Origin of the sequence: Elizabethkingia miricola (genome assembly GCF_001675285.1) — a bacterium.
In the GTDB taxonomy this organism is placed as follows: Bacteria; Bacteroidota; Bacteroidia; order Flavobacteriales; family Weeksellaceae; genus Elizabethkingia; species Elizabethkingia miricola.
Genome location: NZ_LSGQ01000028.1, coordinates 221,417 through 244,436, shown reverse-complemented (window position 1 = coordinate 244,436; position 23,020 = coordinate 221,417). Strand labels below are relative to the sequence as shown.

The window sequence follows — 23,020 nt, the reverse complement described above, 5'->3', positions numbered from 1 at the left end:
TGCAAACTTATCACATGGCTATAATATAATAAAAGCTTCCCATGGGAAGCTTTTATTATATATTTTAAGTGATTATTTACACATTAAATCTGAAGTGCATGATATCGCCATCCTGTACAATATATTCCTTTCCTTCTACTCCAAGTTTACCAGCTTCTTTAATTTTAGCTTCAGTACCATATTGGATATAGTCATCATACTTAATTACTTCTGCACGGATAAATCCTTTTTCGAAGTCAGTATGGATAACACCGGCAGCCTGTGGAGCAGTCCATCCTTTTCCGATAGTCCATGCTCTTACCTCTTTTACTCCTGCAGTAAAGTAAGTCTGAAGATTTAATAAAGTATATGCGGCACGGATAAGACGGTTTACACCTGGTTCTTCTAATCCAAGTTCTTCAAGGAAGATTTGTCTTTCTTCAAAAGTTTCCAGTTCGTTGATGTCAGCTTCGATCTGAGCTGCTAAAACGATAGTTTGAGCACTTTCAGCTTTTGCCATAGCTTCGATTTTTTCAATCCAAGGATTACCGTTTTTCACAGAATTCTCGTCTACATTACAAACGTAAAGAACCGGCTTGTTTGTCAACAACTGAATTTCAGAAATAATTCCTGCCTGGAAATCATCCATTGGAAATTCTCTGGCATTTCTTCCGCTTTCGATAAATTCTGAAAGTTTTACTAAAGTTTCATAAGCTAAAACATCGTCTCTCTTACCGGATTTTGTCAATTTCTTAGCTTTATCTACTGCTTTAGATACAGCTTCTAAGTCCTTAAGCTGTAATTCGATATCGATAATATCTTTATCTCTTAACGGATCAACAGTACCTTCTACGTGAGTAATGTTGTCGTTTTCAAAACATCTTAGTACATGAATAATAGCTTCACATTCGCGGATGTTAGCCAGGAACTGGTTTCCTAAACCTTCACCTTTACTTGCTCCTTTTACAAGTCCTGCGATATCTACAATCTCTACAACTGCAGGTAAAACTCTCTCTGGTTTTACAAGCTTTTCCAGTTCGAATAAACGCTGATCCGGAACAGAAACAGTCCCTACGTTTGGTTCTATAGTACAGAATGGATAGTTAGCGCTCTGAGCTTTAGCGTTACTTAAACAGTTAAAAAGAGTTGATTTACCTACATTGGGTAAACCTACGATACCACATTTCATTAAAAAATAATTTGTGCAAAGATAACGTTTAAACTGTTTATTTGAAAATCTGGTTTTAATGAGTGTATTGAATATAAAAAATCCCAACATAAAGTCGGGATTTAAATATTTTTAAAGTTCAGGTTTATAACATGATAACCCCTTCTATTTTAGCTGTTTCTTTATATAGCTTTATTACGTGTTCTGCATCCAAAACAAATGCTACAATGGTACAGCTCATGTATTTTCCATTACTACTTTCCCGCGTTGAAAACGTATTTTTGGTTTCATCGAAAACTTTATAAATATCAGTCAGGAGACTTGGATTGTTTTCGATAATGAATTTGAAAGTATAGTCCTCCGGGAAATTATGGTGCTCTTCCAGCTGTGTATGCAGCTTCTTATAAAATTCTTCCGGGTTAGGTGCTTTGTTAATATTGTTTTCCTTGTTCATGATCTTTATGTAAAACCTTATAAAAGGTTAGTGAAATAATGCTGCAATTTAATAAAACTTAGATTATTTCCATGCATTGGGATTGGTAACGTTGTTTACTTCGTAATTTTCAATTACATAGAATAGTCCGTTTACCATCTGCTCGGAAGCTAATCTGGTAATTGGTGATGCGGCATTTACATTATTTTTCTTATCTGTCCCCAGAATTGTACCCAAGATACCACTGATGCTGCTTCCGCTTAACGCTGTATTCACACTTTTTACAATTCCGTATTCATTAAGTTTTGCATCTACTTGCGGCTGAATAGCATCAATTAATTTTTCTCTTGTTTTGTTCTTCAGGTAAGCTGTGGCAGCTCCTTTTCCACCGGAAGCAATGTTAATTGCATCTGTAACAGTCATTTCTCTGATGGCCTGAGTTACGATTGGTTTAGAAGTATTGACAGTAAGCTTTGCTGCTTCAGCAATATATTGTTTTTCTTTTTTCACAAGATTGCCTAATCCTACAGACTCCAGAGTATTGTTTACTTTGCGGAGTTCTTCCGGCATTGCAGACTGAATCAGTGCATTAGTCATGAATTCCTGTGGATTTCCTAATATGCTGAATCCCTGGCTGCTGGCATTGAAAAGAAGATTTTGTAATGCACCAACCCCCATTGTTCCTCCTAAATTTGAACCACATGACATAAGGCTTCCCGCCGTTAATACACCTGCAGTGAGTACAAAAACTGTTTTTTTCATAAGTGACTTATTTTTGCTGTTTGTGACAAATAGTATTCCAAACTTTAAATCTGTATAAAGTTTTATATAGCTTTTAACGATTATTAAACAAAATTAGTACTTGTTTTTAGTTATATTTGTTAGGTGCTTGGTCTTGGGTTATTTGTGATAATTGGTATCCGGCTCTTTTGTCTTTTAAGAAGGAGATAACAGATTAAAATGTATAGAAATGAAACCAGAAAGTTTAAACAAAGCAGGGAATGTATTTTATTTAATATGCCGGATGAGTATAGGCTTATTCTTTTTTATTACTGGCCTCAATAAATTGTTCCACCCAGTTTTTCAGGGCTACATGCTAAATACAATGATTAAAATAGGTTTTTCAGACCCTCAGCTTATGGCTCATTTTGTAGCTTTTAATGAAGCTCTGTGGGGATTATTGCTCTTACTGGGCCTACTGACTAGGCTTAGCTCTTTCTCGCTTATTATCATTATGATCGTAGCACTTACCACTAAAGATATTCATTCTATTCCTACAGAACTTATTCCGATTGATCCTAAGATGGGTGTCCGTCCAATGGATAATTTTACGTGGCTTACTTATTTTTTCTTTCTTCCACAAGTCTTATATATTATGCTGTTGGGATTATTTTCCTTTTATGGATATAAGATTTTTGGGCTGGACTATTTCCTTAAAAAGAAAAAAGCATATTCTTCCTGGTAGAAGAATATGCTGTTATTTTAATAAATCTAAAGTTTCCGAATATTTAAACGTGTCCTTTAGAAATGTATACTACTTTTTTGGTATCGAAAAATTCTCCCTCGAAATAATTTTTCAGATTAAAGATTTCTGCTTTAATACCAGCTAGTTCTTCTGCTAATTCTCCGCCTTTAAGGTATAGAACACCATTGTGTTTAGGGTTGAAATTCTCTTTTTCGAATTTACCTTTCAGCCATGTAAGGAAAACAGGCATCTGAGTAACTGCACGGCTGACAACAAAGTGAAACTTTTCATTAATCTGTTCAGCTCTGGCATGGTATGTTTTTACATTTTGTAATCCAAGACCTTCGGCAACAGCATTTACTACAGTAATTTTTTTTCCGATACTATCCACTAATGTAAAATGAGTATCCGGAAATAAAATAGCTAACGGAATACCCGGAAATCCTCCACCAGTACCGATATCCAGCACTTTAGTATTTTCTGCAAAAGGCATTACTTTAGCAATTCCCAATGAGTGTAAAATGTGCTTTTCGTATAAAGCATCCATATCTTTTCTGGAAATTACATTTATTTTCTGGTTCCATTCTGCATACAGGTTTTCCAGTTTTTCGAACTGTTCTTTCTGTTTTTCAGTTATATCGGGGAAATACTTTAAGATAAGGTCTGCTGACATACTTTGTTTTTAGAGCACAAAAATAATGATAATTCCACGAAAAATTTCGGATAATCCGTTACCTTTGTTAGCAATAAAAATTAAAAACTATGGAAAAATATTCGGATCGACTGAACAGATTAAGTTATTCTCAGACATTTGTAATGTCTAACAAAGTAAGAGAAATGCGCGCGCAAGGGGTTAATGTAATAGGTTTAACTTTGGGAGAACCAGACTTCGATATTCCGGATAATATAAAACAAGCAGCATTCGATGCTATCAATGAAAACTACAGCCACTACTCTCCTGTTCCGGGATTTTTGGAACTTCGTGAGGCGATTTCCAGAAAACTGAAAAGAGATAACAATCTGGATTATAAAGCAAATCAGATCGTAGTATCTAATGGTGCAAAACAATCTATTGTTAATGTACTTTTTGCTATTATCAATGATGGAGATGAAGTTATCCTGCCTACTCCTTATTGGGTAAGCTACGATGAAATGGTAAAAGTTGTTGGCGGAACAAGTGTTTTTATTGAAACTTCTATAGACACTGAGTTCAAAATGACTGCAGAACAATTGGAAGCAGCAATTACTCCAAAAACAAAAGCAATTTTATACAGTTCGCCTTGTAATCCTTCTGGTAGTTACTATACCCGTGAAGAATTAGAAGCGATCGCAAATGTTGTAGCTAAATATCCTCATATTACCATTATCTCTGATGAGATCTATGAATATCTTAATTATGAAGGAGAACATACAAGTATTGCAGAATTCCCTCAGGTATATGAACAAACAGCGGTAATCAACGGAATGTCTAAAGCTTTCGCTATGACAGGATGGAGAATCGGTTACTGTGCTGCACCAACATGGTTGGCTTCAGCTTGTGATAAAGTACAGGGACAGATGACTTCTGGTGCTAATACAATGGCTCAAAGAGCTTCCATTGTAGCATTGGATGCAGGAAAAGAACATTATCAGTCTATGATCGATTCTTTCCAGAAAAGAAGAGATCTTGTATATGATCTAATGAAAGAAATTCCTGGTTTTAAAGTAAACAAGCCTAAGAGTGCTTTCTATATCTTCCCTGAAATTTCCCACTATATTGGAAAAACATTAAACGGGAAAGAAATTAAAGATTCAGACGACTTTGCAATGTTCTTATTAGATGAAGCCAAAGTTGCTTGTGTAGGTGGTGTTTCGTTTGGTGCTCCGGAATGTATACGTTTCTCATATGCATCTTCCGAAGCAGACCTTATAGAAGCTGCTAAAAGGATGAAAGAAACCCTATCCAAATATTAATATATGAATTTTTTTAAGAAAATTACTATTGCAACTACTATTGCTGCAACATTCAGCAATATGTACTTTGCACAAAGCCAGGAACACGACTGGAAAGAGGCTACTTCAGCCGGATATACTTATAAATATGTAACAAATGACCCTACATCAGCAAGGTATTATACGCTGAAGAATGGATTAACCGTTATTTTAAGTCCAACTAAAAAAGAACCCCGTATTCAGGCATACATTGCTACAAAAGCTGGTAGCAAAACCGATCCTGCGGATCATACCGGATTGGCTCACTACCTGGAGCATATGCTTTTTAAAGGAACGGATAAATTTGGTACAAAAGACTGGTCTAAGGAAAAACCGCTTTTGGATAAAATAGATGGATTATATGAAGAGTATAACAAAACAACAGATGTAGAAAAGCGTAAAGCTATTTACAAACAAATAGACCAGGCATCCGGCGAGGCTGCAAAGTTTGCAATTGCTAATGAGTACGACAAAATGATGGGTGCTATGGGCGGACAAGGCACCAATGCATTTACTTCTTTTGAGCAGACTGTTTATACAGAGGATATCCCTGCTAATGCTATGGATAAATTTTTAGCGTTACAGTCCGAACGTTTCCGTGCTCCGGTATTGCGTATTTTCCATACCGAACTGGAAGCTGTTTATGAAGAGAAGAATCGTGGATTGGATGATGACAGACGTAAGGTTTTTGAAACGATGTTTGCCGGACTTTTCCCAGAGAACAACTATGGTAAACAAACTACCATCGGTACTATCGAACATTTGAAGAATCCTTCTTTAAAAGCAATTCGTGAATATTATAACACCTATTATGTACCTAACAATATGGGGGTTATTATGTCGGGAGATTTTAATCCGGACGAGCTTATAGCTAAAATAGATAAGGCTTTTTCTTATATGCAGACAAAGCAAATCCCTGAATATAATCCTGGAAAGGAGAATCCTATTTCTACACCTGTGGTAAAAGAAGTATGGGGACCTAATCCGGAGAATATCATGATAGGATTCCGTTTCCCAGGTGCATCTACTAAAGATGCTCGTTTACTTTCATTAGTAGGTGAAATGCTGACGAATGGACAGGCCGGACTTATTGATCTGGATCTGATTAAAAAGCAAAAACTTCTGGGAGCATCAGCATTTGCATATCCTTTAAAAGATTATTCAGTAATGCTTTTACAGGGAAATCCTGTTGAAGGACAGACTTTGGATCAGGTTAGAGAATTATTGCTGCAGGAAATTAACAAACTTAAAAAAGGAGATTTCCCAGATGATCTAATCCCTTCTATTGTAAATAATGTAAAGAAAAATACAATTCAGGGTGACGAGAGCTACACTTCCCGTGCGGGTAACCTGATGAATGAATTTACATCCGGTGTGGATCATAAATCTACATTGGATTATATCGGTGAGATTTCTGCTCTTACCAAACAGGATATTGTAAACTTTGCTAATAAATATTTTAATGATAATAATTATGTGGCTGTTTACAAAAGAAAAGGTGCAGACAAAAATGTAGTGAAAGTTGAGAAACCACCTATTACTCCTGTAGAAGTTAATCGTGATGCACAATCCCCTTTCCTGGTAAAGGTTAATAATATGCCTGAATCGCCTATAAAACCAGTATGGCTGGATTATAACAAGGACATTCAGAAATCTAAATTAGGCGAATTAAATATTCTTTCTGTAAAAAATACAGATAATGATCTGTTCCGTCTGCATTACTATTTCGGTGTTGGAAAATGGAATAATAAACTATTGCCTTTAGCAGCAAGTTATTTAGAATTCCTGGGGACTAAAAATAAATCTTCGGAAGATATAAGTAAAGATTTCTATAAGTTGGCTGCCAGCTTCAATGTGAGCGCAGGTAATGAAGAAACCTATATTACATTAGATGGTCTTAATTCAAATTTTGCACAGACTATAAGTCTTTTTGAAGATCTTCTTAAAAACTGTCAGCCGGATGAAGAAGCTTTACAAGCATTCAAAGCAAGGCTGAAAAAAGGAAGACAAAATGCTAAGCAGAATAAAGGTGCTATTATGGCCGGATTAAGAAGCTATGCTCAGTATGGTGCTCAGAATCCATTTAATAATGTACTTACAGATGCTGAATTAGATGCACTGAAAGCTGAGGATCTTGTTGCAATTTTACATGATCTGTTCAACTACAAACATGAGGTTCTTTATTATGGACCAAAAGCTGGAGCAGAGCTTGTAGCAACGTTGAAACCTCTTCATAAGTCCCCATCTGCATTCAAAAACTTTACTCAGAGCAAAACATTTACTCAAACTACTTCGGATAAGAATAAAGTGCTTTTTGCTGATTATGATATGGTTCAGTCAGAGGTAGCGTGGTCCAGAAATTCAGATTTCTATAATGCTAAAGAAGTTCCGACAATTAGCTTATTCAATAACTATTTTGGTGGCGGAATGGGATCCATTGTATTCCAAACGATAAGAGAATCTAAGGCATTGGCTTACTCTACTTCATCATACTACTCTACCCCTGGTAAAAAAGGTGACAGAGATGTTATCTCAGCTTATGTAGGAACTCAGGCAGATAAATTCAACGAGGCAACTGCTGCTATGAATGAATTGCTTACTACCCTGCCGGAATCTGAAAAACTATTCGTTACGGCTAAAGACGGATTAAAGAAAACATTGGCATCAGAAAGAATTTCTCAGGACGGAATTATTTTCAATTATATCAAAGCTCAGAAATTAGGAAACAATTTTGATATTCGTAAGAATATATATGAGCAAACCCAGACGATGAGTTTTAATGATATCAAAAACTTCCATTCCAAGGAGCTTAGTGGTAAGAATTATACTTACTGTATAGTGGCTAGTGAAAATAAAGTAAAAGAAGAAGATATGAAGAAGCTTGGTGAGTTTAAAAAGCTTACACTGGCTGAAATATTTGGTTATTAATAAGTAAGAGTAAGAGATTTTCAAAAATTATTTTGATAGATTTTATTTATTGAAAAATATTTTATCAATAGAATTTATATTATATCTTTGTATCACAAAATTAGATAATCAATAATTATTAATTAATAAAAAAACAGAAGAATTATGGCATTAGTAGGAAAGAAATTCCCAAATGTAACAGTAGACGCAATCTCCGATATGGGTGATAACTTAAGAATTAATATTCTTGAAGAGGCTGTAAATAAGCAAACTAAAGTATTATTATTCTGGTATCCAAAAGATTTCACTTTTGTATGTCCTACGGAACTTCACGCATTCCAGGATGCTACTGAAGAATTTGCAAAAAGAAACACTATCGTAATCGGTGCATCTTGTGACACTAATGAAGTTCACTTTGCATGGTTAAACACTGCAAAAGATAACGGTGGTATTGAAGGGGTAACTTATCCAATTTTAGCAGATACGCACAGACATCTTTCTTCTATCTTAGGTATTTTAGATCAGGATGTAGACTATGATGATGAAACAGGTGAAGAAGTTTACTCAGGAGGTAATGTTACTTACAGAGCAACTTACTTAATCGATGAAACTGGTAAAATTTTCCACGAAAGTGTAAACGATATGCCATTAGGAAGAAATGTACAGGAGTACATGAGACTAATCGATGCTTATACACACGTACAAAAGCACGGAGAAGTTTGTCCTGCAAACTGGGAAGAAGGTAAAGATGCAATGAATGCAGACAGAAAAGGTGTAGCTGAGTACCTTAGCAAGCACTAATCCGTAAAAATAAAATATAATGTGATAATTGGTTAAGTTAGCTTTTGCTGATTATCACATTTTTTATACCCAAATTTTAACAAAAAATACAACGATGTTTTTAGAATTAACAGAAGATAAATTACAAGAAATTATAAACAGCAATGCTAAAGTGATGGTGCAATATGGTGCGTCATGGTGTGGTAATTGCAGAATTATGAAGCCTAAATTTAAAAAACTGGCTTCTGAAAATGAAGATGTTCCATTCTACTATGTAGATGCAGAAAAACTTCCTGAATCCAGAAAATTAGCGAACGTAGACAACTTACCTACTTTTGCTGCTTTTGAAGGAGGTCAGTTAAAAAATCAGGTTCAGACGAATAAAGCTGAAGTTTTAAACGAATTGTTCAACGAAATTAAAGCTTAAGACATGAAATTACCAATTATCAGACAACTATATCAAAACTGTACAGAAGAGCAATTAGATGCTACTCTTGAAGTACTGGAAAAATTCACTGAATTCAGAGGTGTTTCCGATGAAGATTTAGATGTTGCCGGAGAGCTTATTACTAATATTTGCGGGGCGCAGGAAGTGCACGCTCAGGTAAAGGCCGGAGCCTCAGAAAAAGATGCCTTAAATGGCTTTGCCCAGAAAGTAATGGGAAGTATCGACAGATAAACCCGATATCTATATAAAAGCAGCCTGAACGGTTGCTTTTTTTATGTCTAAAAATTAACTTTGTAAGAGAAACTAATCACAATATAATTATCGGCTGATGTTATAATTATATTAAAACCATAAACTTAAAAGTAACCACATAGAAAATAAAACATGAAAAGTATAAGAACTCTGCCCGAAAGAAAAACTATTGCCCTCGTAGCACATGATCATAAAAAGGATGATCTGCTAAGATGGGTACAGAAACATGCTGATAAACTGACCAAACATAATCTTATAGCGACCGGAACGACGGGGAAGCTTATTGAAGAGCATTTGGGTGTAGAAGTTAAAAGAGTGATGAGTGGCCCGCTGGGAGGAGATCAGCAGCTTGGGTCTATGATTGCACAACGTCAGATAGATATTGTAATCTTCTTTTGGGATCCTATGGAAGCACAACCACACGACAGCGATGTAAAAGCCTTTATAAGACTTTGCGTGGTATGGAATACACCAATGGCATGTGATAGTGCTACCGCAGATTTTATACTCTCCTCTCCTTTTATGGAAACAGAATATCAGGCAGAAATACCAGATTATGAAGGTTATTTGAGAAGAAATATTCCAGAAGCATAAGCAGTACTTCAAATAAACAAAATATCATATCAGTTCCTGTCAAAAGTTTTAGGAATTCTGTTGCTGTCCAGTTCTTTATCGAAAATCCAGGATATAATATACCAACGGTTATTTTCAAAGAAAAGTTGTACACTGTTGATTCCCCTTCTTACGACAGGACCATCTTTTTCTAATTGGGTTTCGTAAGTGCTCCAAACGTGGGCTATATTTCCGAAAATCCTTACCTCGCGGTTAATTTCCTTTTCATAGAAAGCCGTTTCTAAGACCATTTCGTCTGTTTCATGCTGAAATTCTCCAATTGACATAACGACTTGCTCCTGCTTTTCACCAGATCGGTCTGTGAAAGAATAAACCGCTTTAGGATGGTGTAGAAATTTGTCTCTTTTCCATTGCCTTTCAGCTCCCTTTTCACCGGATACGACCTCGTATGAAGCTTTAATTATTGAGTCAACAGACAGGACATCTGCTATAAAGGAATTGTTTTCTGAACTTGATTGTGAGGACATAATTTGTTTTATTTTTCAACAAAGCTAGTATGCCTTCGGATGCCATGAAAAGTTATTATTTACCTGTTGTATTTTTTTATTCAGGTGCAGGGTTTTGTTATTTATTCTGATTTCTGGATAAGAAAGTCCGGAGCATATTTCTAATTTTTCATATCATGAAAATTAATTGTATTGAATACTATCGTAGGTAAAGAAGTGGACAATATTTTGATTGTTTTTTCTTATCCTGAGCGAAGTTATTTAGAGCAATAATTTCTCTATACTATTCAGCAGGCAATCTTTGTAGCTTTTTGCAACAGAAATCTTCTGATCATTTACAATCAAATGGTTGTCCTCAAAATAATCTACATTTCTGAGGTTGACAATAAACGAGTTATGAACCCTCATAAATTCTTCCGGAAGGTTTTCAATCAGATCTTTTAATGATTTATAATACACCAGTTTTTTATTGGCTGTTGTAATAATTTCCACATAATTGCCAAGTCCTTTAATGATAGAGATTTCGTCAAAATTTAATTTGATTAGCCTTTTCCCGGATTTAATAAAAGTATATTGTTTTTCAGACATATTTTAAATTCTATTCCTATGGTGTTTATAAAGCAGGCACAAACGGAAAGTCTGTGCCTGTATATAGTTTATGATGAATCAGAAGCTAAATAGTATTAATCTTCTTTTCTTTTTTCAACCAATATAATATCTCTCCAGGTTCCATCAGGCATCTTGCCTATTTTCTCACGGGTACCGACAACTTTGAAACCACATTTCTGGTGAGTATTCAGGCTTGCTTTGTTCTCGGGGAAAATACCGGATTGTAAAGTCCAGAAACCATTTTCCTCGCTTTCATTAACCAGTCTGCGAAGAAGCAGTGTACCAAGTCCCTGCCCTTTCACAGCATTAGAAAGATAGATGCTTACTTCTGCAACACCACTGAAACAAGGTCTTTTACTTACAGGAGACAAAGCCGCCCATCCTATAACCGTGCTGTTTTCGTCAGTTATTACAAGTCTGCAGTTCTCATAATGATTGATTTTCCAGGCTTCCCAGGTTGGAACATTTTCTTCAAATGTCGCATTATTTCCGTCAATACCCTCTTTGAAAATATCCAGTACCAACTGACCGTCGGTTTCCTGCATGTTTCTGATTTCAAAATTATCCATAATCCAAATTACAATTCTTTTTTCAAAAATTCAGCTGTAAGGCTGTTTTTGTTCTTAATAATCTGTTCAGGAGTTCCTTCTGCAACAATCTTACCTCCATGTTTACCCCCTTCCGGTCCTATATCTATAATATGGTCTGCCATTTTTATAACATCCATATTGTGCTCTATAATGATGAAAGAGTTCCCCATATCCACCAGCTGCTCTATTGCATTTAGCAAGACCTTTACATCCTCAAAATGAAGCCCGGTAGTAGGTTCGTCTAATATATAAAGCGTATTTCCGGTTTGCTTTTTAGCCAGTTCCGTAGCTAGCTTTATACGCTGAGCCTCTCCACCCGAAAGTGTTGTAGATTGCTGACCTAAGGTAATGTAACCTAAACCAACATCCTGCAAAGTTTTAACCTTTGCAAAAATCTTTGGTATTGGCTGGAAGAATTCCACAGCCTCATTAATGGTCATATCCAGTACATCGGAAATAGATTTTCCTTTGTAACGAACCTCCAGTGTCTCTCTGTTGAAGCGTTTCCCGTTGCAGGTTTCACAATGTACATAAACATCCGGAAGGAAATGCATTTCAATAAGCTTCAGTCCAGCACCCTGACAGGTTTCGCATCTTCCGCCTTTTACATTAAAAGAGAATCTTCCCGGTTTGTAACCACGTATTTTAGCTTCAGGAAGTTCTGCAAACAAGTTTCGTATATCTGTAAAAACTCCTGTATAAGTTGCAGGGTTGGAACGTGGGGTTCTTCCGATAGGAGACTGATCTACATCTACAATTTTGTCGATATTATCTATTCCCTCAATACTCTTATATGGTAAAGGCTCCTGTACACTTCTGTAGAAATGTCTGTTAAGAATTGGATACAATGTTCCGTTAATCAGAGAGGATTTCCCGCTTCCGGAGATACCGGTTACCACAACCAATTGTCCTAACGGTACTTCAAGATTTACATTTTTAAGATTGTTCCCTTTTGCTCCTTTTAAGACGATTGATTTACCGTTTCCTTTTCTTCTTTCTACAGGAATTTCTATTTTTCTCTTACCGGTAATATAGTCAGCCGTTATGGTATCTGCTTTTATCAATTCATCTGGTTTTCCCTGCCATAGGATCTCACCACCGAACTTTCCTGCTTTAGGCCCAATATCCAGTACATGATCTGCTTCCAGAATCATATCTTTATCGTGTTCTACTACAATAACGGAGTTACCAATATCTCTAAGATTTTTAAGAGAGTTGATAAGTCTTTCGTTATCACGCTGATGAAGACCGATAGACGGTTCGTCCAGAATATAAAGAACATTTACCAATTGAGATCCAATCTGTGTTGCCAAACGGATACGTTGAGATTCTCCCCCTGAAAGTGTACGGGTTGCACGGCTAAGACTTAAATAATCTAATCCTACATCCAGAAGGAAGCCCAGGCGGCTCTGAATTTCTTTCAGAATTTCGTGGGCAATAATTTTATTCTTTTCAGAGAATTTATCTTTAACCGCTTCCAGCCATTCCTGAAGTTCAGAAAGCGAAAGAGCACTAACTTCTGAAATATTTTTACCGTCGATTTTAAACTGTAAGCTGGAAGGCTGTAATCTTGCTCCATGGCAATCCGGACATACTTCATCAGTAGTAAAATGTCTTTCTATTAAAGTAGCTTCATAGTTTTCTTTATCTTCTACAACCTGTTCCAGGAAAGGAATAAGACCCTCGAAGTTTATTTTAATCTTCTTACTGATTCCGGCATGTTTCAGATCTTTTACAATATCCTGATGACAGCCATTGTAGATAAGCTCTAATGCTTCCTCAGGAATTTTATTGAAAGGTGTGGACAAATCCAGGTCATAAAGGTCTAAAATAGATTTGATCTGAGTAAGCAGCCATTTATTGTTCTTAATATCTTCAAGTGGTAATAAAGCACCCTGATTAATAGAAAGTTTAGGATTTTCTACAAAAAAATCTGTATTAATCTTCTTGATATTACCCAGTCCCTTACAGGTTGGGCAGCTACCCTTTGGAGAGTTAAAAGAAAAAGTATTGGGCTCCGGTAAAGGTATTGAATCTCCTGTTACCGCATCCATTAGATTTTTACTAAAGTACCTGAAATTATCTTCTCCAAACTTCTGTATCATTACAATCCCCTCTCCGAGATGCAATGCTGTAGACAGAGACTTCTGAATTCTCGCTTCAGAAGCAGCCTCTCCTATAATCAGGCGGTCCACAACAATTTCTATATCGTGAGTTTTATATCTGTCCAGTTTTAGATCAGGTTCTATATCGATTAATTCACCATCTACTCTGGCCTGTAGATATCCTTTTTTGGAATATTGAGCAAAAAGCTCACGGTAATGCCCTTTTCGGGATCTTACAACCGGAGATAGTAACAGTATTTTTTGACCGTTATAGCTTTCACGGATAGCTTCCAGAATTTGTTCTTCGGAGTAACCAATCATTTTATCTCCTGAATCTGCCGAATAAGCATCCGAAACTCTTGCAAAAAGCAAGCGGAGATAATCATACAGTTCGGTAACCGTACCTACTGTAGAACGCGGGTTTTTAGAAGTTGTTTTCTGTTCGATGGCAATAACCGGAGATAAACCTTCTATTTTGTCAACATCAGGTCTTTCCAATCCACCTAAAAACTGTCGGGCATAGGCCGAAAAAGTTTCGATGTATCTTCTTTGACCTTCTGCAAATATTGTATCAAAAGCCAGTGATGATTTTCCGCTACCGGAAAGCCCTGTAATAACGACTAATTCGTTACGTGGAATTTTTACGTTAATGTCTTTCAGGTTGTGCTCGCGGGCACCATACACTTCAATGAAATCTGTGTTTTCCATAAGGTTACAAAGATAATGATGATTTGTGAAATTTCAGGAAAGAGATGAATTTAATTAAAACAAAATGAAGATAAAGATTAAGGAATATTTATTTTTTTAATATAGTACTCAAATCACTGATTTGCATGATTATAATGTTGTAAAATATTATAATATTTAACATAATATTTAATATAAAGTGAGATTTTTTGATTTTTATTTTTTTATGAAATTTAAAATTTTATCTTTGCCAGAAAATTCACTAAACGGTGAAATAAAATAAAATTATGCTATAACTTACTATTCAAATAACATGAAAAAAGCATTATTCATTTTTAGTACAATTATCTTTTTAACGAGTTGCTCAGCGACTGTAAACTCTGCTTTCAGTGACTCTGGAAAGCCTTTAACAATAAATGATAAAGTTGCATTTTTAGATACAACACATAAAGTTCCTGAAGGAGCAAAAAAAATGGGGACAGCCAAATTTGGAGATTCCGGATTTTCTACAGATTGCAGCTTTAATTCTAATTTAATACAAGCTCGCCAACTTGCAAGACAGAACGGAGCCAATATTGTAAAAGTTGCAGAAAAAAGAGAACCTGGTTTATGGAGTACCTGTTATAGAATGAAGATTGAATTTTATTATTACCAGGGTGACGTAACCTCTTTACCTCAATATCAATTGCAAATTAATTAAGCTATAATTTATATGAAAAAAAATTACTTTATTTTAGCCTTTTCGGCTTTGTTTCTTACAACAACTAGTTGCGCTACAATTATTTCAGGAAGTAAGCAGGCAATTAAATTTACGAGTACTCCTAGCGAAGCAACTGTATTTATTGATGAAGTTGAAGTGGGAAAAACTCCTTTTGAAACAAAACTTGAAAGGAAAAGAGGATATAACGTAATGATAAAATTAGAGGGGTATAAACCATATGAAACTAAACTTACTAAAGAATTCAATGCTTGGTATTTAGGTAATATTTTATTTGGTGGGATCATAGGACTGGTTATAGATCCCATTACTGGAGCAATTTATAATTTAACACCTAAACAGATTAATGCTCAATTGGGAGAAGGAACGGCCTTTAAAACCTCTAAAAATGGAATTAATATTGCCGTATCTTTAAAAATTGATGAAAACTGGAAAAAAGTCGGACAAATGGTAAAACTATAATTTAAGATAATTAAGTACAATTTGTATTAAATAAAAATCCCGGACTTGCCGGGATTTCTATTTTGATTATAGATATGTTATTAATTAACAAATGTATTGTAACTGGAAATAATAGAGTCATAGTAGTTGTCCAGTGTTCTCATATCGCTATCAGATATTTTTCCGGAACCCTTAGCATCTCTCATTAACTTTCTCAGATTGTCCATATAATTTCCTACATTCTTATTAAGGTTATCATAGCTTGTACCTTTATATTTGCTTTGTGCATCACTGGTTTCAAATTTTAGAGCCTTATTGGCTTCCCATAATTTGTTTACTTCATCATATGCTTTCTGACTTTCAGCCTCGTTATATTTTCCATCAGTAAACTGCTTATTAAAGGCTTCATAGGAATTGTCGATACTGTTAAGCATTGATTTGGAAGACAGAATATATTTTTTTAGAGGATGATCTTTTAATGTGATTTCCTCAGCAGCATCAGCAGCTGGTTTTATTTTAACCAGAATTCTTTCAGCAGCATCAACAAAATCTTTTGCACCTGCTTCTATCTCTGTCTGAATTTTTTTTGCTTTAGCTCCTTTGTCATCTTTATAGTCTTCAGCAGACATATAAGACTTTAATTCTTCATACTTACTTTTGATAGAAGCACTAGTCTCACTGAAAATTTTAAAATCTTTTTCGATATCACCTTTCACTTTACCAAAGCCAGCAGGAACAGCATCAATCTTATCCATTGCACTTTCGAATGATGGAGATACCATAGACATAATTAATACATCTCCACCACTTGATTTTTTCACAGCATCATTAGCGTATTTTATAATACTTTCTATGCTACTTGTACGGCTTTTATACTGCTTAAGAAACTTATTGTTAAAGTCTATTACAGCATTGGCATCATCCTCTTTTACTTCAACCGTACTGTTTTTAGAGCCCGTAGCGTCTTTTTTACAACTTGTCATAAACAAAGGTAATGCAGCTAAAACAGCTATGGTTATGGTCTTTTTCATAATGGAATTTGTTTTGTGAGAGCCAATCTACAAAAAAACTTCGTCAAAAGAAAATTTACACAGATAAAGAAAAATGAAAATAAAATAAAAAAGTTGTAACCTTTTTGTTATTCCATACGTATATATAATTGTAGCCCATAATTCGTGGGTGAGTATTTATACTATGAGACAACTTAAAATTACCAAGCAGGTTACCAACAGGGAAACTGCATCGTTGGACAAGTACCTTCAGGAAATCGGAAAAGTAGAATTGATTACAGCTGATGAAGAGGTAGATTTAGCACAGAAAATTCGCGCAGGAGACAGAGTAGCTTTAGAAAAACTAATTAAAGCTAACCTTCGTTTCGTGGTTTCTGTATCTAAGCAATACCAGAATCAGGGTCTTTCTCTTCCCGATTTGATTAACGAAGGGAATCTTGGTTTAATGAAAGCTGCGAAACGTTATGACGAGACCAGAGGGTTTAAGTTTATTTCTTATGCAGTATGGTGGATTCGTCAGTCTATTCTTCAGGCATTGGCAGAACAGTCAAGAATTGTTCGTCTTCCTTTAAACAAGATTGGTTCTATTAATAAAATTAATAAGGCCTACGCTCACTTAGAACAGGAAAATGAAAGACCGCCTTCACCAGAAGAATTGGCAGAAGTACTGGATATGAGTGAAGAGGATATTAAAGAATCCATGAAGAACTCGGGTCGTCACCTTTCTATGGATGCTCCATTAGTTGAGGGTGAAGATTCTAACCTTTACGACGTTCTTCGCTCAGGTGAATCTCCTTCTCCGGATAAAGATTTGATGCTTGAATCTCTACAGATTGAAATAGAAAGAGCATTGAATACTTTAACACCAAGAGAAGCAGATTTAGTAAGATTGTACTTCGGGTTAAACGGTAAACACCCTATGACTCTTGAAGAGATCGGAGAAACATTTGATCTGACCAGAGAACGTGTGCGTCAGATTAAAGAAAAAGCTATTAAGAGATTAAAGCATAACAGCAGAAGCAAAATTCTTAAATCTTATTTAGGAAAGTAATTCTGGCTGAAACAATGACAAGATTGTAAATTTAATATGGGACAAAGTTTTTAATAAGCTTTGTCCTCTTTTTTATCTAAGAATATAAATAAGTAATAAGTAAAAATGAAAAACAAACTAATTGCTCCGTCGGTACTTTCAGCAGACTTCGGAAATCTGCAGAGAGATATTGAAATGATTAACAACAGCGAGGCAGACTGGTTTCATGTGGATGTAATGGACGGACGTTTTGTACCTAACATTTCTTTTGGTTTTCCTGTAATGAAGGCTATTAAAAAGCATGCTAAAAAGTTTATCGATGTGCATTTAATGATCGTAGAGCCTGAAAAGTATGTAGAAGAGTTTGTGAAAGAAGGTGCAGATTTGGTTACTGTTCATTATGAGGCATGCACTCATCTGCACCGAGTAATTCACCAGATTAAAGATTTAGGAGCAAAAGCTGGTGTCGTATTAAATCCTGCTACTCCGGTATCTGTTTTGGAAGATATTATTGTGGATGTAGATTTAGTACTTTTAATGAGTGTAAACCCTGGTTTCGGAGGGCAAAAGTTTATAGAAAATACTTACAAAAAGATCCATCAGACAAAAGCATTGATTGAGAAATATAATTCTAAGGCTTTAATTGAAATTGATGGCGGTGTAAACAAAGATAATGCAGCTAAGCTTTTTGAAGCCGGAGCTGATGTATTGGTTGCCGGAAATGCTGTATTCTCTGCGGAGAACCCTGCAGCTATGATTGAAGAGCTGAAGAAGTAATTGTTGACAGTATATATGTCTTTATGACATAAAAAAACCGGAAGAGAACATTTCTTCCGGTTTTTTTTATACTTTTAAATACTACCAGTCGTTGCTTACAAAGTTTCCGTTAGCATCAAAGCTTAACTTGATGTTGGTTGTAAGTTTAACAAAGTAACCTTTTACATTTTTGTTAATGTACATAATGTCCTTAGAAGGATAATTTGTTTTTACATAAGAAGAAATATTTGCAGGTACAGCAGTTGCAGGAACTGCTTTTACTCTGCTATCAATTGTTACCCAGTCTCCGTTTGTATCGAAGTCCAGTCTGCTGCCATCTGCTAATTCAACGGCGTAGAAAAACTTGTTATCCCCCAAATCAGCTCTTCTTACCTCTTTAACCTGAACATCCGAATAAGATGTATTAATAAGCGCCTGAGCCTTTGCTGGCAGATCAGTTGTTTTTACCACCTGAGTTTCGATAGCAATATCTCCGCCATCATTGCAGGAAATAAATGCTGTACTTAGGGTAAAAACGCTTAAAAGGGTCAAAAATACTTTTTTCATAATTCTAATTTTAATGCTTTTTTATACAGATATAACATTATTTAATGCTTTTTATTGTGCAGAATATTGAAAGAGTATTAAAATAAACGACAAAAAATTAAAGAAATAAAAAAAACGACCTCATAATGAGATCGTTATTTTATTTTTTCTGAAAGAAATTAATTAGAAAATTTCTCTTCCAGCAAAGTGGAAAGAAGCTTCAATTAAAGCATTCTCATCAGAATCTGATCCGTGTACTGCATTTTCACCAACTGATCTTGCAAACATTTTTCTGATTGTTCCTTCAGCAGCTTCAGCAGGGTTTGTAGCACCGATAAGTTTTCTGAAGTCTTCTACAGCGTTTTCTTTTTCAAGAACAGCAGCAACGATAGGTCCAGAAGACATGAAGTCTACTAATTCTCCGTAAAAAGGTCTTTCTGCGTGTACTTCATAGAATTTTTTAGCATCAGCAATAGTAAGTTGAGTTAACTTCATTGCTTTGATCTTAAATCCTGCTTCTGTAATTTTTCCTAAAATTGCTCCGATGTGGCCGTCTGCTACTGCATCTGGCTTAATCATCGTAAAGGTAATTTGTCCTGACATTGTGTATTAAATTTTACAGGGCAAAAATACAAAAATCATTTATTTTTTGGCGAATAAAATTCTATTAGGGAAAGAATAATAAATTTTTTGAAAATTATTTTTTTATTGGCACAAATTTTGTTAATTTGTACTCGATTCTCATGTTTAATTTGAGTTTTCATGGTTATTAGTTTTTACCCTGGCTTCGGCCAGGGTTTTTTGTTTTTATAAGGCATTAAAAAAGAGCCTTTTAAAGGCTCTCTCTTATTATTTTATCTTTATATTTTTCTTATTTCTTTGTTTTTAGCTTCAGAAAACGGATAAATATTAACCCAATTCCAAAGAAGATTGTCATAGAAAGAGCCGCAAATCTCATATTATTATACTTTTCTATAAGCGTAGCAAATATAAAAGTACCTAAAATGATCGCCACTTTTTCCAGTACATCATAAAAACTGAAGTAAGTTGTATTCTCCATACTATCCTGTGGCAATAGCTTACTGAATGTAGAACGGGACATTGCCTGTAGACCTCCCATTACAAGCCCTACAATTCCGGCAACGCCATAGAACTGATATTCCACATTTGGGTTTTCTTTGTTCAGATAATAAGCAGATAAACATGCTACCATCCATAATATAACAGCAATACTGATTACATTCTTATTTCCTATTTTTCTGGACAGCCATGAGAAGAATATAGCTCCTATAATGGCTTCAATCTGTATAACAATAAGGGTAAGAATTAATTTTTCCTGAGAAAGGTTAATTTCGCTTTTACCAAATAATGTTGCCATTAAAAAGATTGTCTGCATTCCTACACTATAAAAGAAGAAACTTATAAGGAAGTATTTCAGGTTGGGTGTTGTGAACAGCTTATTCCCTGCTCTGAACAATTCTCTGAAGCTTTCTTTTGTAATCTCTTTATAGAAAAGAATATTTTCCTTTACAACATGGGCATAACCCCCGTTATCTTTATGGGTCTTAAAGAAGTTTTTGATATTAAGCAATACTATATCTTTTGGCAGCTTGTCTGTTAGTTTCCCAAATTTTGGAAGATGCTTAAAAGTGTATTGAGAGAAACCAAACCACCATGCTCCGGTTAGAAGGAAGCTGATCCGTGTAAGTATCATCGCCTGTTTCGGCGTCTGTGCTACTACCATAATTAGTAATAAACAGATTACAACAAGGATTACTGAACCTATATAACCATAGATATATCCTTTAGCGGAAAGTGCATCCTGCTGATCAGGTGTTGCAATATCCGGTAAGAATGAATTATAAAATACCAAGCTTCCCCAGAAACCTACACTGGCTGTAATACTGAATAGTAATCCAAGAAAAACAGTGTGCATACTGGTAAACAATGCCAATCCCATACATGATGTTGCTCCCAGATAACAGAAGAACTGCAGGAAAGATTTTTTATTCCCTATAGTATCGGCTAAAGCTGATAAAATAGGTGATAACAATACCACGATCAGAAATGATATGGTAAGAGAATAGCCGTAAACAGCATCCGGGTGGTATTCATTGCCGAAAAGTTTAATGGTATTCCTTACCGGAACTTTTATCCATTTATGGCTGGCTGCAACATATTCATTTTTCTCATATGCTGTTGTAAGAATAGCATAATAAATGGGAAAAATAGTTGATGTTATAACTAATGAATATACTGAATTTGCCCAATCATAGAAGGCCCAGGCCTTCATTACCTTTTTGTTGTTTTTGGTATTCTCTGTTATCATGGAATAGTTTATAATTTGATAATTTTAGATGTTCTCTATAACAATAGCAGATGCTCCGCCTCCACCGTTGCAAATAGCAGCAGCTCCATACTTAGCATTGTTTTGTTTAAGTACATTGATAAGGGTTACAATAATTCTGGAACCTGAACTTCCCAGCGGGTGTCCTAGTGCTACTGCTCCGCCATTTACGTTTACTTTAGCAGCATCCAGACCTAAGATTTTATTATTGGCCAAGCCTACGACAGAAAACGCTTCATTGAATTCGAAGAAATCGATATCATTAATTGTTAAGTTAGCTTTTGCTAAGGCAATTGGTAAAGCTTTTGCAGGCGCTGTAGTAAACCATTCAGGCGCCTGTGCGGCATCAGCATAAGAAACTATTTTTGCCAAAGGCTTAAGACCTAAGCTTTCCATTTTTTCCTTGGACATTAATACTAAAGCTGAAGCACCATCATTTAATGTAGAAGCATTAGCTGCTGTAACGGTACCGTTTTCTTTTTGGAATACAGTCGGTAATGTAGGAATTCTGTCAAATTTTACATTTTTATATTCTTCATCTTCAGCGAAGATTATCGGCTCTCCTTTTCTTTGCGGAATACTAACCGGAACAACTTCTTCTTTGAACTTCCCTTCTGACCATGCTTTTGCAGAACGCTCATAAGACTGAATAGCAAATGCATCTTGTTCTTCACGGGTAATATTGTATTCTTTAGCACACAATTCGGCACAGTTACCCATATGTTGTTTGCTGTATACATCGGTAAGACCATCTTTCAGAAGGCCATCCTGTAGTTTGATATCCCCCAGTTTTACACCATTTCTTCCGTCGATATAATGTGGAACCTGAGACATATTCTCCATACCTCCTGCTACGATAGCCTCAACGTCTCCAGCTTTTACAGCCTGCGCAGCCATCATAACTGCTTTCATACCAGAAGCACAAACTTTATTTACTGCTGTAGTTGGTGTTGTATTCGGAAGACCTGCTCCTAATGCAGCCTGTTTTGCAGGTGCCTGTCCCTCTCCTGCCTGTAATACATTTCCCATGTATACATCCTGAATTTCTGCAGGATTTAAATTTATTTTATCTAAAGCTCCTTTTATGGCTACTGCTCCCAATTGAGTGGCAGGAACACCTGAAAGGCTCCCCATAAAACTTCCCATAGGAGTTCTTACTGCAGATACGATGAATACTTCTTTCATTACTATTTTATTTTTAGGGTTTATAAATTTTGATTTTATATCTTGTTATTTTTCGCTAAAAGCATAAGCACGGCTCCTGAGAATTCAAAAAGCCATCCCCATGACAATTTTACAATTCCTGCCATAGTATTTTGGAGTCCTTTAAAAGGAATAAAGCTGAAAAAATTCAGTGATTTGGCTTTTATAGCAAATAATGTGATAGCGAAAAGGAATAATAAAATTATTGCCAGAATGCGGGGAAGTTTTACCTTATTGAATATTATACTTGCAAGTGCAATAGATGAAACAGACCATACCATAATGGCCATGGTGTGATCCAACTTCCAGTAACCCCAGTTGCCTACGAGAGGGATATGAACCAAGGGAAGAAAACTACCTGCAAATACTAATAAACAACCTACTAAAGGCACATTCTTCATAGCTAAATTTATCCCACTAAAATACAAAAAATACTTATTTGTCAGGTATAGTGTTTCTGTCCGGATTAAATGGTATGTTATAAAGAAAGCATTGC

25 protein-coding genes are annotated in these 23,020 nt (G+C 35.5%); 11 read left to right on the top strand and 14 right to left on the bottom strand.

Features of this window, described 5'->3' with window-relative positions:
* Positions 1-76: 76 nt before the first annotated feature.
* From ychF to ATE49_RS13810, 3 genes are all read right to left on the bottom strand, one after another.
* Complete coding sequence (gene ychF / locus ATE49_RS13820; RefSeq protein WP_059153968.1) at positions 77-1,168, bottom strand: redox-regulated ATPase YchF; 1,092 nt, start codon at positions 1,166-1,168, stop codon at positions 77-79.
* Between the two features lie 124 nt (positions 1,169-1,292).
* Positions 1,293-1,601: a YbeD family protein gene (locus tag ATE49_RS13815; protein ID WP_059153969.1), complete on the bottom strand. Its 309-nt coding sequence runs from the start codon at positions 1,599-1,601 to the stop codon at positions 1,293-1,295.
* A 63-nt stretch (positions 1,602-1,664) separates the two neighbouring features.
* Positions 1,665-2,342: a DUF4197 family protein gene (locus ATE49_RS13810; RefSeq protein ID WP_059153970.1), complete on the bottom strand. Its 678-nt coding sequence runs from the start codon at positions 2,340-2,342 to the stop codon at positions 1,665-1,667.
* Positions 2,343-2,550: 208 nt separating this feature from the next.
* On the opposite strand from ATE49_RS13810, the gene ATE49_RS13805 reads away from it, so the two are divergent.
* Complete coding sequence (locus ATE49_RS13805; RefSeq protein WP_059344725.1) at positions 2,551-3,045, top strand: DoxX family protein; 495 nt, start codon at positions 2,551-2,553, stop codon at positions 3,043-3,045.
* Between the two features lie 43 nt (positions 3,046-3,088).
* On the opposite strand, the gene rsmG is transcribed toward ATE49_RS13805, so the two are convergent.
* A complete protein-coding gene (rsmG, locus tag ATE49_RS13800) occupies positions 3,089-3,718 on the bottom strand; it encodes a 16S rRNA (guanine(527)-N(7))-methyltransferase RsmG (protein ID WP_059153972.1) in 630 nt (209 codons plus the stop codon).
* An 89-nt stretch (positions 3,719-3,807) separates the two neighbouring features.
* Here rsmG and ATE49_RS13795 point away from each other — a divergent pair, with 89 nt between their 5' ends.
* The 6 genes from ATE49_RS13795 (at position 3,808) to ATE49_RS13770 (ending at position 9,997) form a co-directional block, all read left to right on the top strand.
* Positions 3,808-4,998 carry a pyridoxal phosphate-dependent aminotransferase gene (locus tag ATE49_RS13795; protein WP_059153973.1) on the top strand — a complete coding sequence of 397 codons (1,191 nt, stop codon included), beginning with the start codon at positions 3,808-3,810 and terminating at the stop codon, positions 4,996-4,998.
* 3 nt (positions 4,999-5,001) lie between these two features.
* On the top strand, positions 5,002-7,944 hold the full coding sequence (locus ATE49_RS13790) for a M16 family metallopeptidase (protein ID WP_065082648.1): 2,943 nt from the start codon (positions 5,002-5,004) through the stop codon (positions 7,942-7,944).
* A 144-nt stretch (positions 7,945-8,088) separates the two neighbouring features.
* On the top strand, positions 8,089-8,724 hold the full coding sequence (locus tag ATE49_RS13785; protein WP_034867072.1) for a peroxiredoxin: 636 nt from the start codon (positions 8,089-8,091) through the stop codon (positions 8,722-8,724).
* 94 nt (positions 8,725-8,818) lie between these two features.
* On the top strand, positions 8,819-9,130 hold the full coding sequence (locus tag ATE49_RS13780) for a thioredoxin family protein (protein WP_034867070.1): 312 nt from the start codon (positions 8,819-8,821) through the stop codon (positions 9,128-9,130).
* A 3-nt stretch (positions 9,131-9,133) separates the two neighbouring features.
* Entirely contained in the window at positions 9,134-9,382 is a 249-nt protein-coding gene (locus ATE49_RS13775; protein WP_009088469.1) for a DUF6952 family protein, read from the top strand.
* 153 nt (positions 9,383-9,535) lie between these two features.
* Complete coding sequence (locus ATE49_RS13770) at positions 9,536-9,997, top strand: methylglyoxal synthase (RefSeq protein WP_034867066.1); 462 nt, start codon at positions 9,536-9,538, stop codon at positions 9,995-9,997.
* Positions 9,998-10,026: 29 nt separating this feature from the next.
* Here ATE49_RS13770 and ATE49_RS13765 read toward each other — a convergent pair whose 3' ends face one another.
* The 4 genes from ATE49_RS13765 to uvrA form a co-directional block, all read right to left on the bottom strand.
* On the bottom strand, positions 10,027-10,503 hold the full coding sequence (locus ATE49_RS13765) for a hypothetical protein (RefSeq protein WP_059344715.1): 477 nt from the start codon (positions 10,501-10,503) through the stop codon (positions 10,027-10,029).
* Between the two features lie 240 nt (positions 10,504-10,743).
* Positions 10,744-11,070: a LytR/AlgR family response regulator transcription factor gene (locus ATE49_RS13760; RefSeq protein ID WP_059153979.1), complete on the bottom strand. Its 327-nt coding sequence runs from the start codon at positions 11,068-11,070 to the stop codon at positions 10,744-10,746.
* 95 nt (positions 11,071-11,165) lie between these two features.
* On the bottom strand, positions 11,166-11,660 hold the full coding sequence (locus ATE49_RS13755) for a GNAT family N-acetyltransferase (RefSeq protein WP_059153980.1): 495 nt from the start codon (positions 11,658-11,660) through the stop codon (positions 11,166-11,168).
* A gap of 8 nt (positions 11,661-11,668) precedes the next feature.
* A complete protein-coding gene (uvrA, locus tag ATE49_RS13750; protein ID WP_065082647.1) occupies positions 11,669-14,494 on the bottom strand; it encodes an excinuclease ABC subunit UvrA in 2,826 nt (941 codons plus the stop codon).
* Positions 14,495-14,786: 292 nt separating this feature from the next.
* Here uvrA and ATE49_RS13745 point away from each other — a divergent pair, with 292 nt between their 5' ends.
* Positions 14,787-15,173, top strand: coding sequence for a hypothetical protein (locus tag ATE49_RS13745; RefSeq protein WP_065082646.1), 387 nt, complete (start codon positions 14,787-14,789; stop codon positions 15,171-15,173).
* Between the two features lie 12 nt (positions 15,174-15,185).
* The gene (locus ATE49_RS13740; protein ID WP_065082645.1) at positions 15,186-15,653 is read left to right on the top strand and encodes a PEGA domain-containing protein; all 468 of its coding nucleotides are present in this window, start codon (positions 15,186-15,188) and stop codon (positions 15,651-15,653) included.
* 80 nt (positions 15,654-15,733) lie between these two features.
* Here the strand turns inward: ATE49_RS13740 and ATE49_RS13735 are convergent, their stop codons facing one another.
* Positions 15,734-16,663 (bottom strand): DUF6845 domain-containing protein, encoded by a 930-nt coding sequence (locus ATE49_RS13735; protein ID WP_065082644.1) that lies wholly within the window; start codon positions 16,661-16,663, stop codon positions 15,734-15,736.
* A gap of 163 nt (positions 16,664-16,826) precedes the next feature.
* On the opposite strand from ATE49_RS13735, the gene ATE49_RS13730 reads away from it, so the two are divergent.
* A complete protein-coding gene (locus ATE49_RS13730; protein WP_009088483.1) occupies positions 16,827-17,693 on the top strand; it encodes a sigma-70 family RNA polymerase sigma factor in 867 nt (288 codons plus the stop codon).
* 105 nt (positions 17,694-17,798) lie between these two features.
* The gene (gene rpe, locus ATE49_RS13725) at positions 17,799-18,449 is read left to right on the top strand and encodes a ribulose-phosphate 3-epimerase (RefSeq protein WP_059153983.1); all 651 of its coding nucleotides are present in this window, start codon (positions 17,799-17,801) and stop codon (positions 18,447-18,449) included.
* A gap of 81 nt (positions 18,450-18,530) precedes the next feature.
* Here rpe and ATE49_RS13720 read toward each other — a convergent pair whose 3' ends face one another.
* The 5 genes from ATE49_RS13720 to ATE49_RS13700 all read right to left on the bottom strand — a co-directional run bounded on the left by ATE49_RS13720 (position 18,531) and on the right by ATE49_RS13700 (position 22,925).
* Positions 18,531-18,995 carry a PepSY-like domain-containing protein gene (locus ATE49_RS13720; protein WP_065082643.1) on the bottom strand — a complete coding sequence of 155 codons (465 nt, stop codon included), beginning with the start codon at positions 18,993-18,995 and terminating at the stop codon, positions 18,531-18,533.
* A 162-nt stretch (positions 18,996-19,157) separates the two neighbouring features.
* Positions 19,158-19,577, bottom strand: coding sequence for a nucleoside-diphosphate kinase (locus tag ATE49_RS13715; protein ID WP_034867050.1), 420 nt, complete (start codon positions 19,575-19,577; stop codon positions 19,158-19,160).
* Between the two features lie 268 nt (positions 19,578-19,845).
* Entirely contained in the window at positions 19,846-21,303 is a 1,458-nt protein-coding gene (locus ATE49_RS13710; RefSeq protein WP_034867047.1) for an MFS transporter, read from the bottom strand.
* A gap of 24 nt (positions 21,304-21,327) precedes the next feature.
* On the bottom strand, positions 21,328-22,506 hold the full coding sequence (locus ATE49_RS13705) for an acetyl-CoA C-acyltransferase (RefSeq protein ID WP_021348709.1): 1,179 nt from the start codon (positions 22,504-22,506) through the stop codon (positions 21,328-21,330).
* 35 nt (positions 22,507-22,541) lie between these two features.
* Entirely contained in the window at positions 22,542-22,925 is a 384-nt protein-coding gene (locus tag ATE49_RS13700; protein WP_065082642.1) for a hypothetical protein, read from the bottom strand.
* Between the last annotated feature and the right edge of the window lie 95 nt (positions 22,926-23,020).

Bases quoted from the DNA above. Each gene is read 5' to 3' on its own strand.
- ATE49_RS13720 (WP_065082643.1), bottom strand. From the start codon at position 18,995: ATGAAAAAAGTATTTTTGACCCTTTTAAGCGTTTTTACCCTAAGTACA.
- ATE49_RS13795 (WP_059153973.1), top strand. From the start codon at position 3,808: ATGGAAAAATATTCGGATCGACTGAACAGATTAAGTTATTCTCAGACA.
- ATE49_RS13705 (WP_021348709.1), bottom strand. From the start codon at position 22,506: ATGAAAGAAGTATTCATCGTATCTGCAGTAAGAACTCCTATGGGAAGT.
- ychF (WP_059153968.1), bottom strand. From the start codon at position 1,168: ATGAAATGTGGTATCGTAGGTTTACCCAATGTAGGTAAATCAACTCTT.
- ATE49_RS13715 (WP_034867050.1), bottom strand. From the start codon at position 19,577: ATGTCAGGACAAATTACCTTTACGATGATTAAGCCAGATGCAGTAGCA.
- ATE49_RS13785 (WP_034867072.1), top strand. From the start codon at position 8,089: ATGGCATTAGTAGGAAAGAAATTCCCAAATGTAACAGTAGACGCAATC.
- ATE49_RS13815 (WP_059153969.1), bottom strand. From the start codon at position 1,601: ATGAACAAGGAAAACAATATTAACAAAGCACCTAACCCGGAAGAATTT.
- ATE49_RS13790 (WP_065082648.1), top strand. From the start codon at position 5,002: ATGAATTTTTTTAAGAAAATTACTATTGCAACTACTATTGCTGCAACA.
- ATE49_RS13765 (WP_059344715.1), bottom strand. From the start codon at position 10,503: ATGTCCTCACAATCAAGTTCAGAAAACAATTCCTTTATAGCAGATGTC.
- uvrA (WP_065082647.1), bottom strand. From the start codon at position 14,494: ATGGAAAACACAGATTTCATTGAAGTGTATGGTGCCCGCGAGCACAAC.
- ATE49_RS13770 (WP_034867066.1), top strand. From the start codon at position 9,536: ATGAAAAGTATAAGAACTCTGCCCGAAAGAAAAACTATTGCCCTCGTA.
- ATE49_RS13775 (WP_009088469.1), top strand. From the start codon at position 9,134: ATGAAATTACCAATTATCAGACAACTATATCAAAACTGTACAGAAGAG.
- rpe (WP_059153983.1), top strand. From the start codon at position 17,799: ATGAAAAACAAACTAATTGCTCCGTCGGTACTTTCAGCAGACTTCGGA.
- ATE49_RS13700 (WP_065082642.1), bottom strand. From the start codon at position 22,925: ATGAAGAATGTGCCTTTAGTAGGTTGTTTATTAGTATTTGCAGGTAGT.
- ATE49_RS13810 (WP_059153970.1), bottom strand. From the start codon at position 2,342: ATGAAAAAAACAGTTTTTGTACTCACTGCAGGTGTATTAACGGCGGGA.
- ATE49_RS13780 (WP_034867070.1), top strand. From the start codon at position 8,819: ATGTTTTTAGAATTAACAGAAGATAAATTACAAGAAATTATAAACAGC.
- ATE49_RS13760 (WP_059153979.1), bottom strand. From the start codon at position 11,070: ATGTCTGAAAAACAATATACTTTTATTAAATCCGGGAAAAGGCTAATC.
- ATE49_RS13805 (WP_059344725.1), top strand. From the start codon at position 2,551: ATGAAACCAGAAAGTTTAAACAAAGCAGGGAATGTATTTTATTTAATA.
- ATE49_RS13735 (WP_065082644.1), bottom strand. From the start codon at position 16,663: ATGAAAAAGACCATAACCATAGCTGTTTTAGCTGCATTACCTTTGTTT.
- rsmG (WP_059153972.1), bottom strand. From the start codon at position 3,718: ATGTCAGCAGACCTTATCTTAAAGTATTTCCCCGATATAACTGAAAAA.
- ATE49_RS13755 (WP_059153980.1), bottom strand. From the start codon at position 11,660: ATGGATAATTTTGAAATCAGAAACATGCAGGAAACCGACGGTCAGTTG.
- ATE49_RS13730 (WP_009088483.1), top strand. From the start codon at position 16,827: ATGAGACAACTTAAAATTACCAAGCAGGTTACCAACAGGGAAACTGCA.
- ATE49_RS13745 (WP_065082646.1), top strand. From the start codon at position 14,787: ATGAAAAAAGCATTATTCATTTTTAGTACAATTATCTTTTTAACGAGT.
- ATE49_RS13740 (WP_065082645.1), top strand. From the start codon at position 15,186: ATGAAAAAAAATTACTTTATTTTAGCCTTTTCGGCTTTGTTTCTTACA.
- ATE49_RS13710 (WP_034867047.1), bottom strand. From the start codon at position 21,303: ATGATAACAGAGAATACCAAAAACAACAAAAAGGTAATGAAGGCCTGG.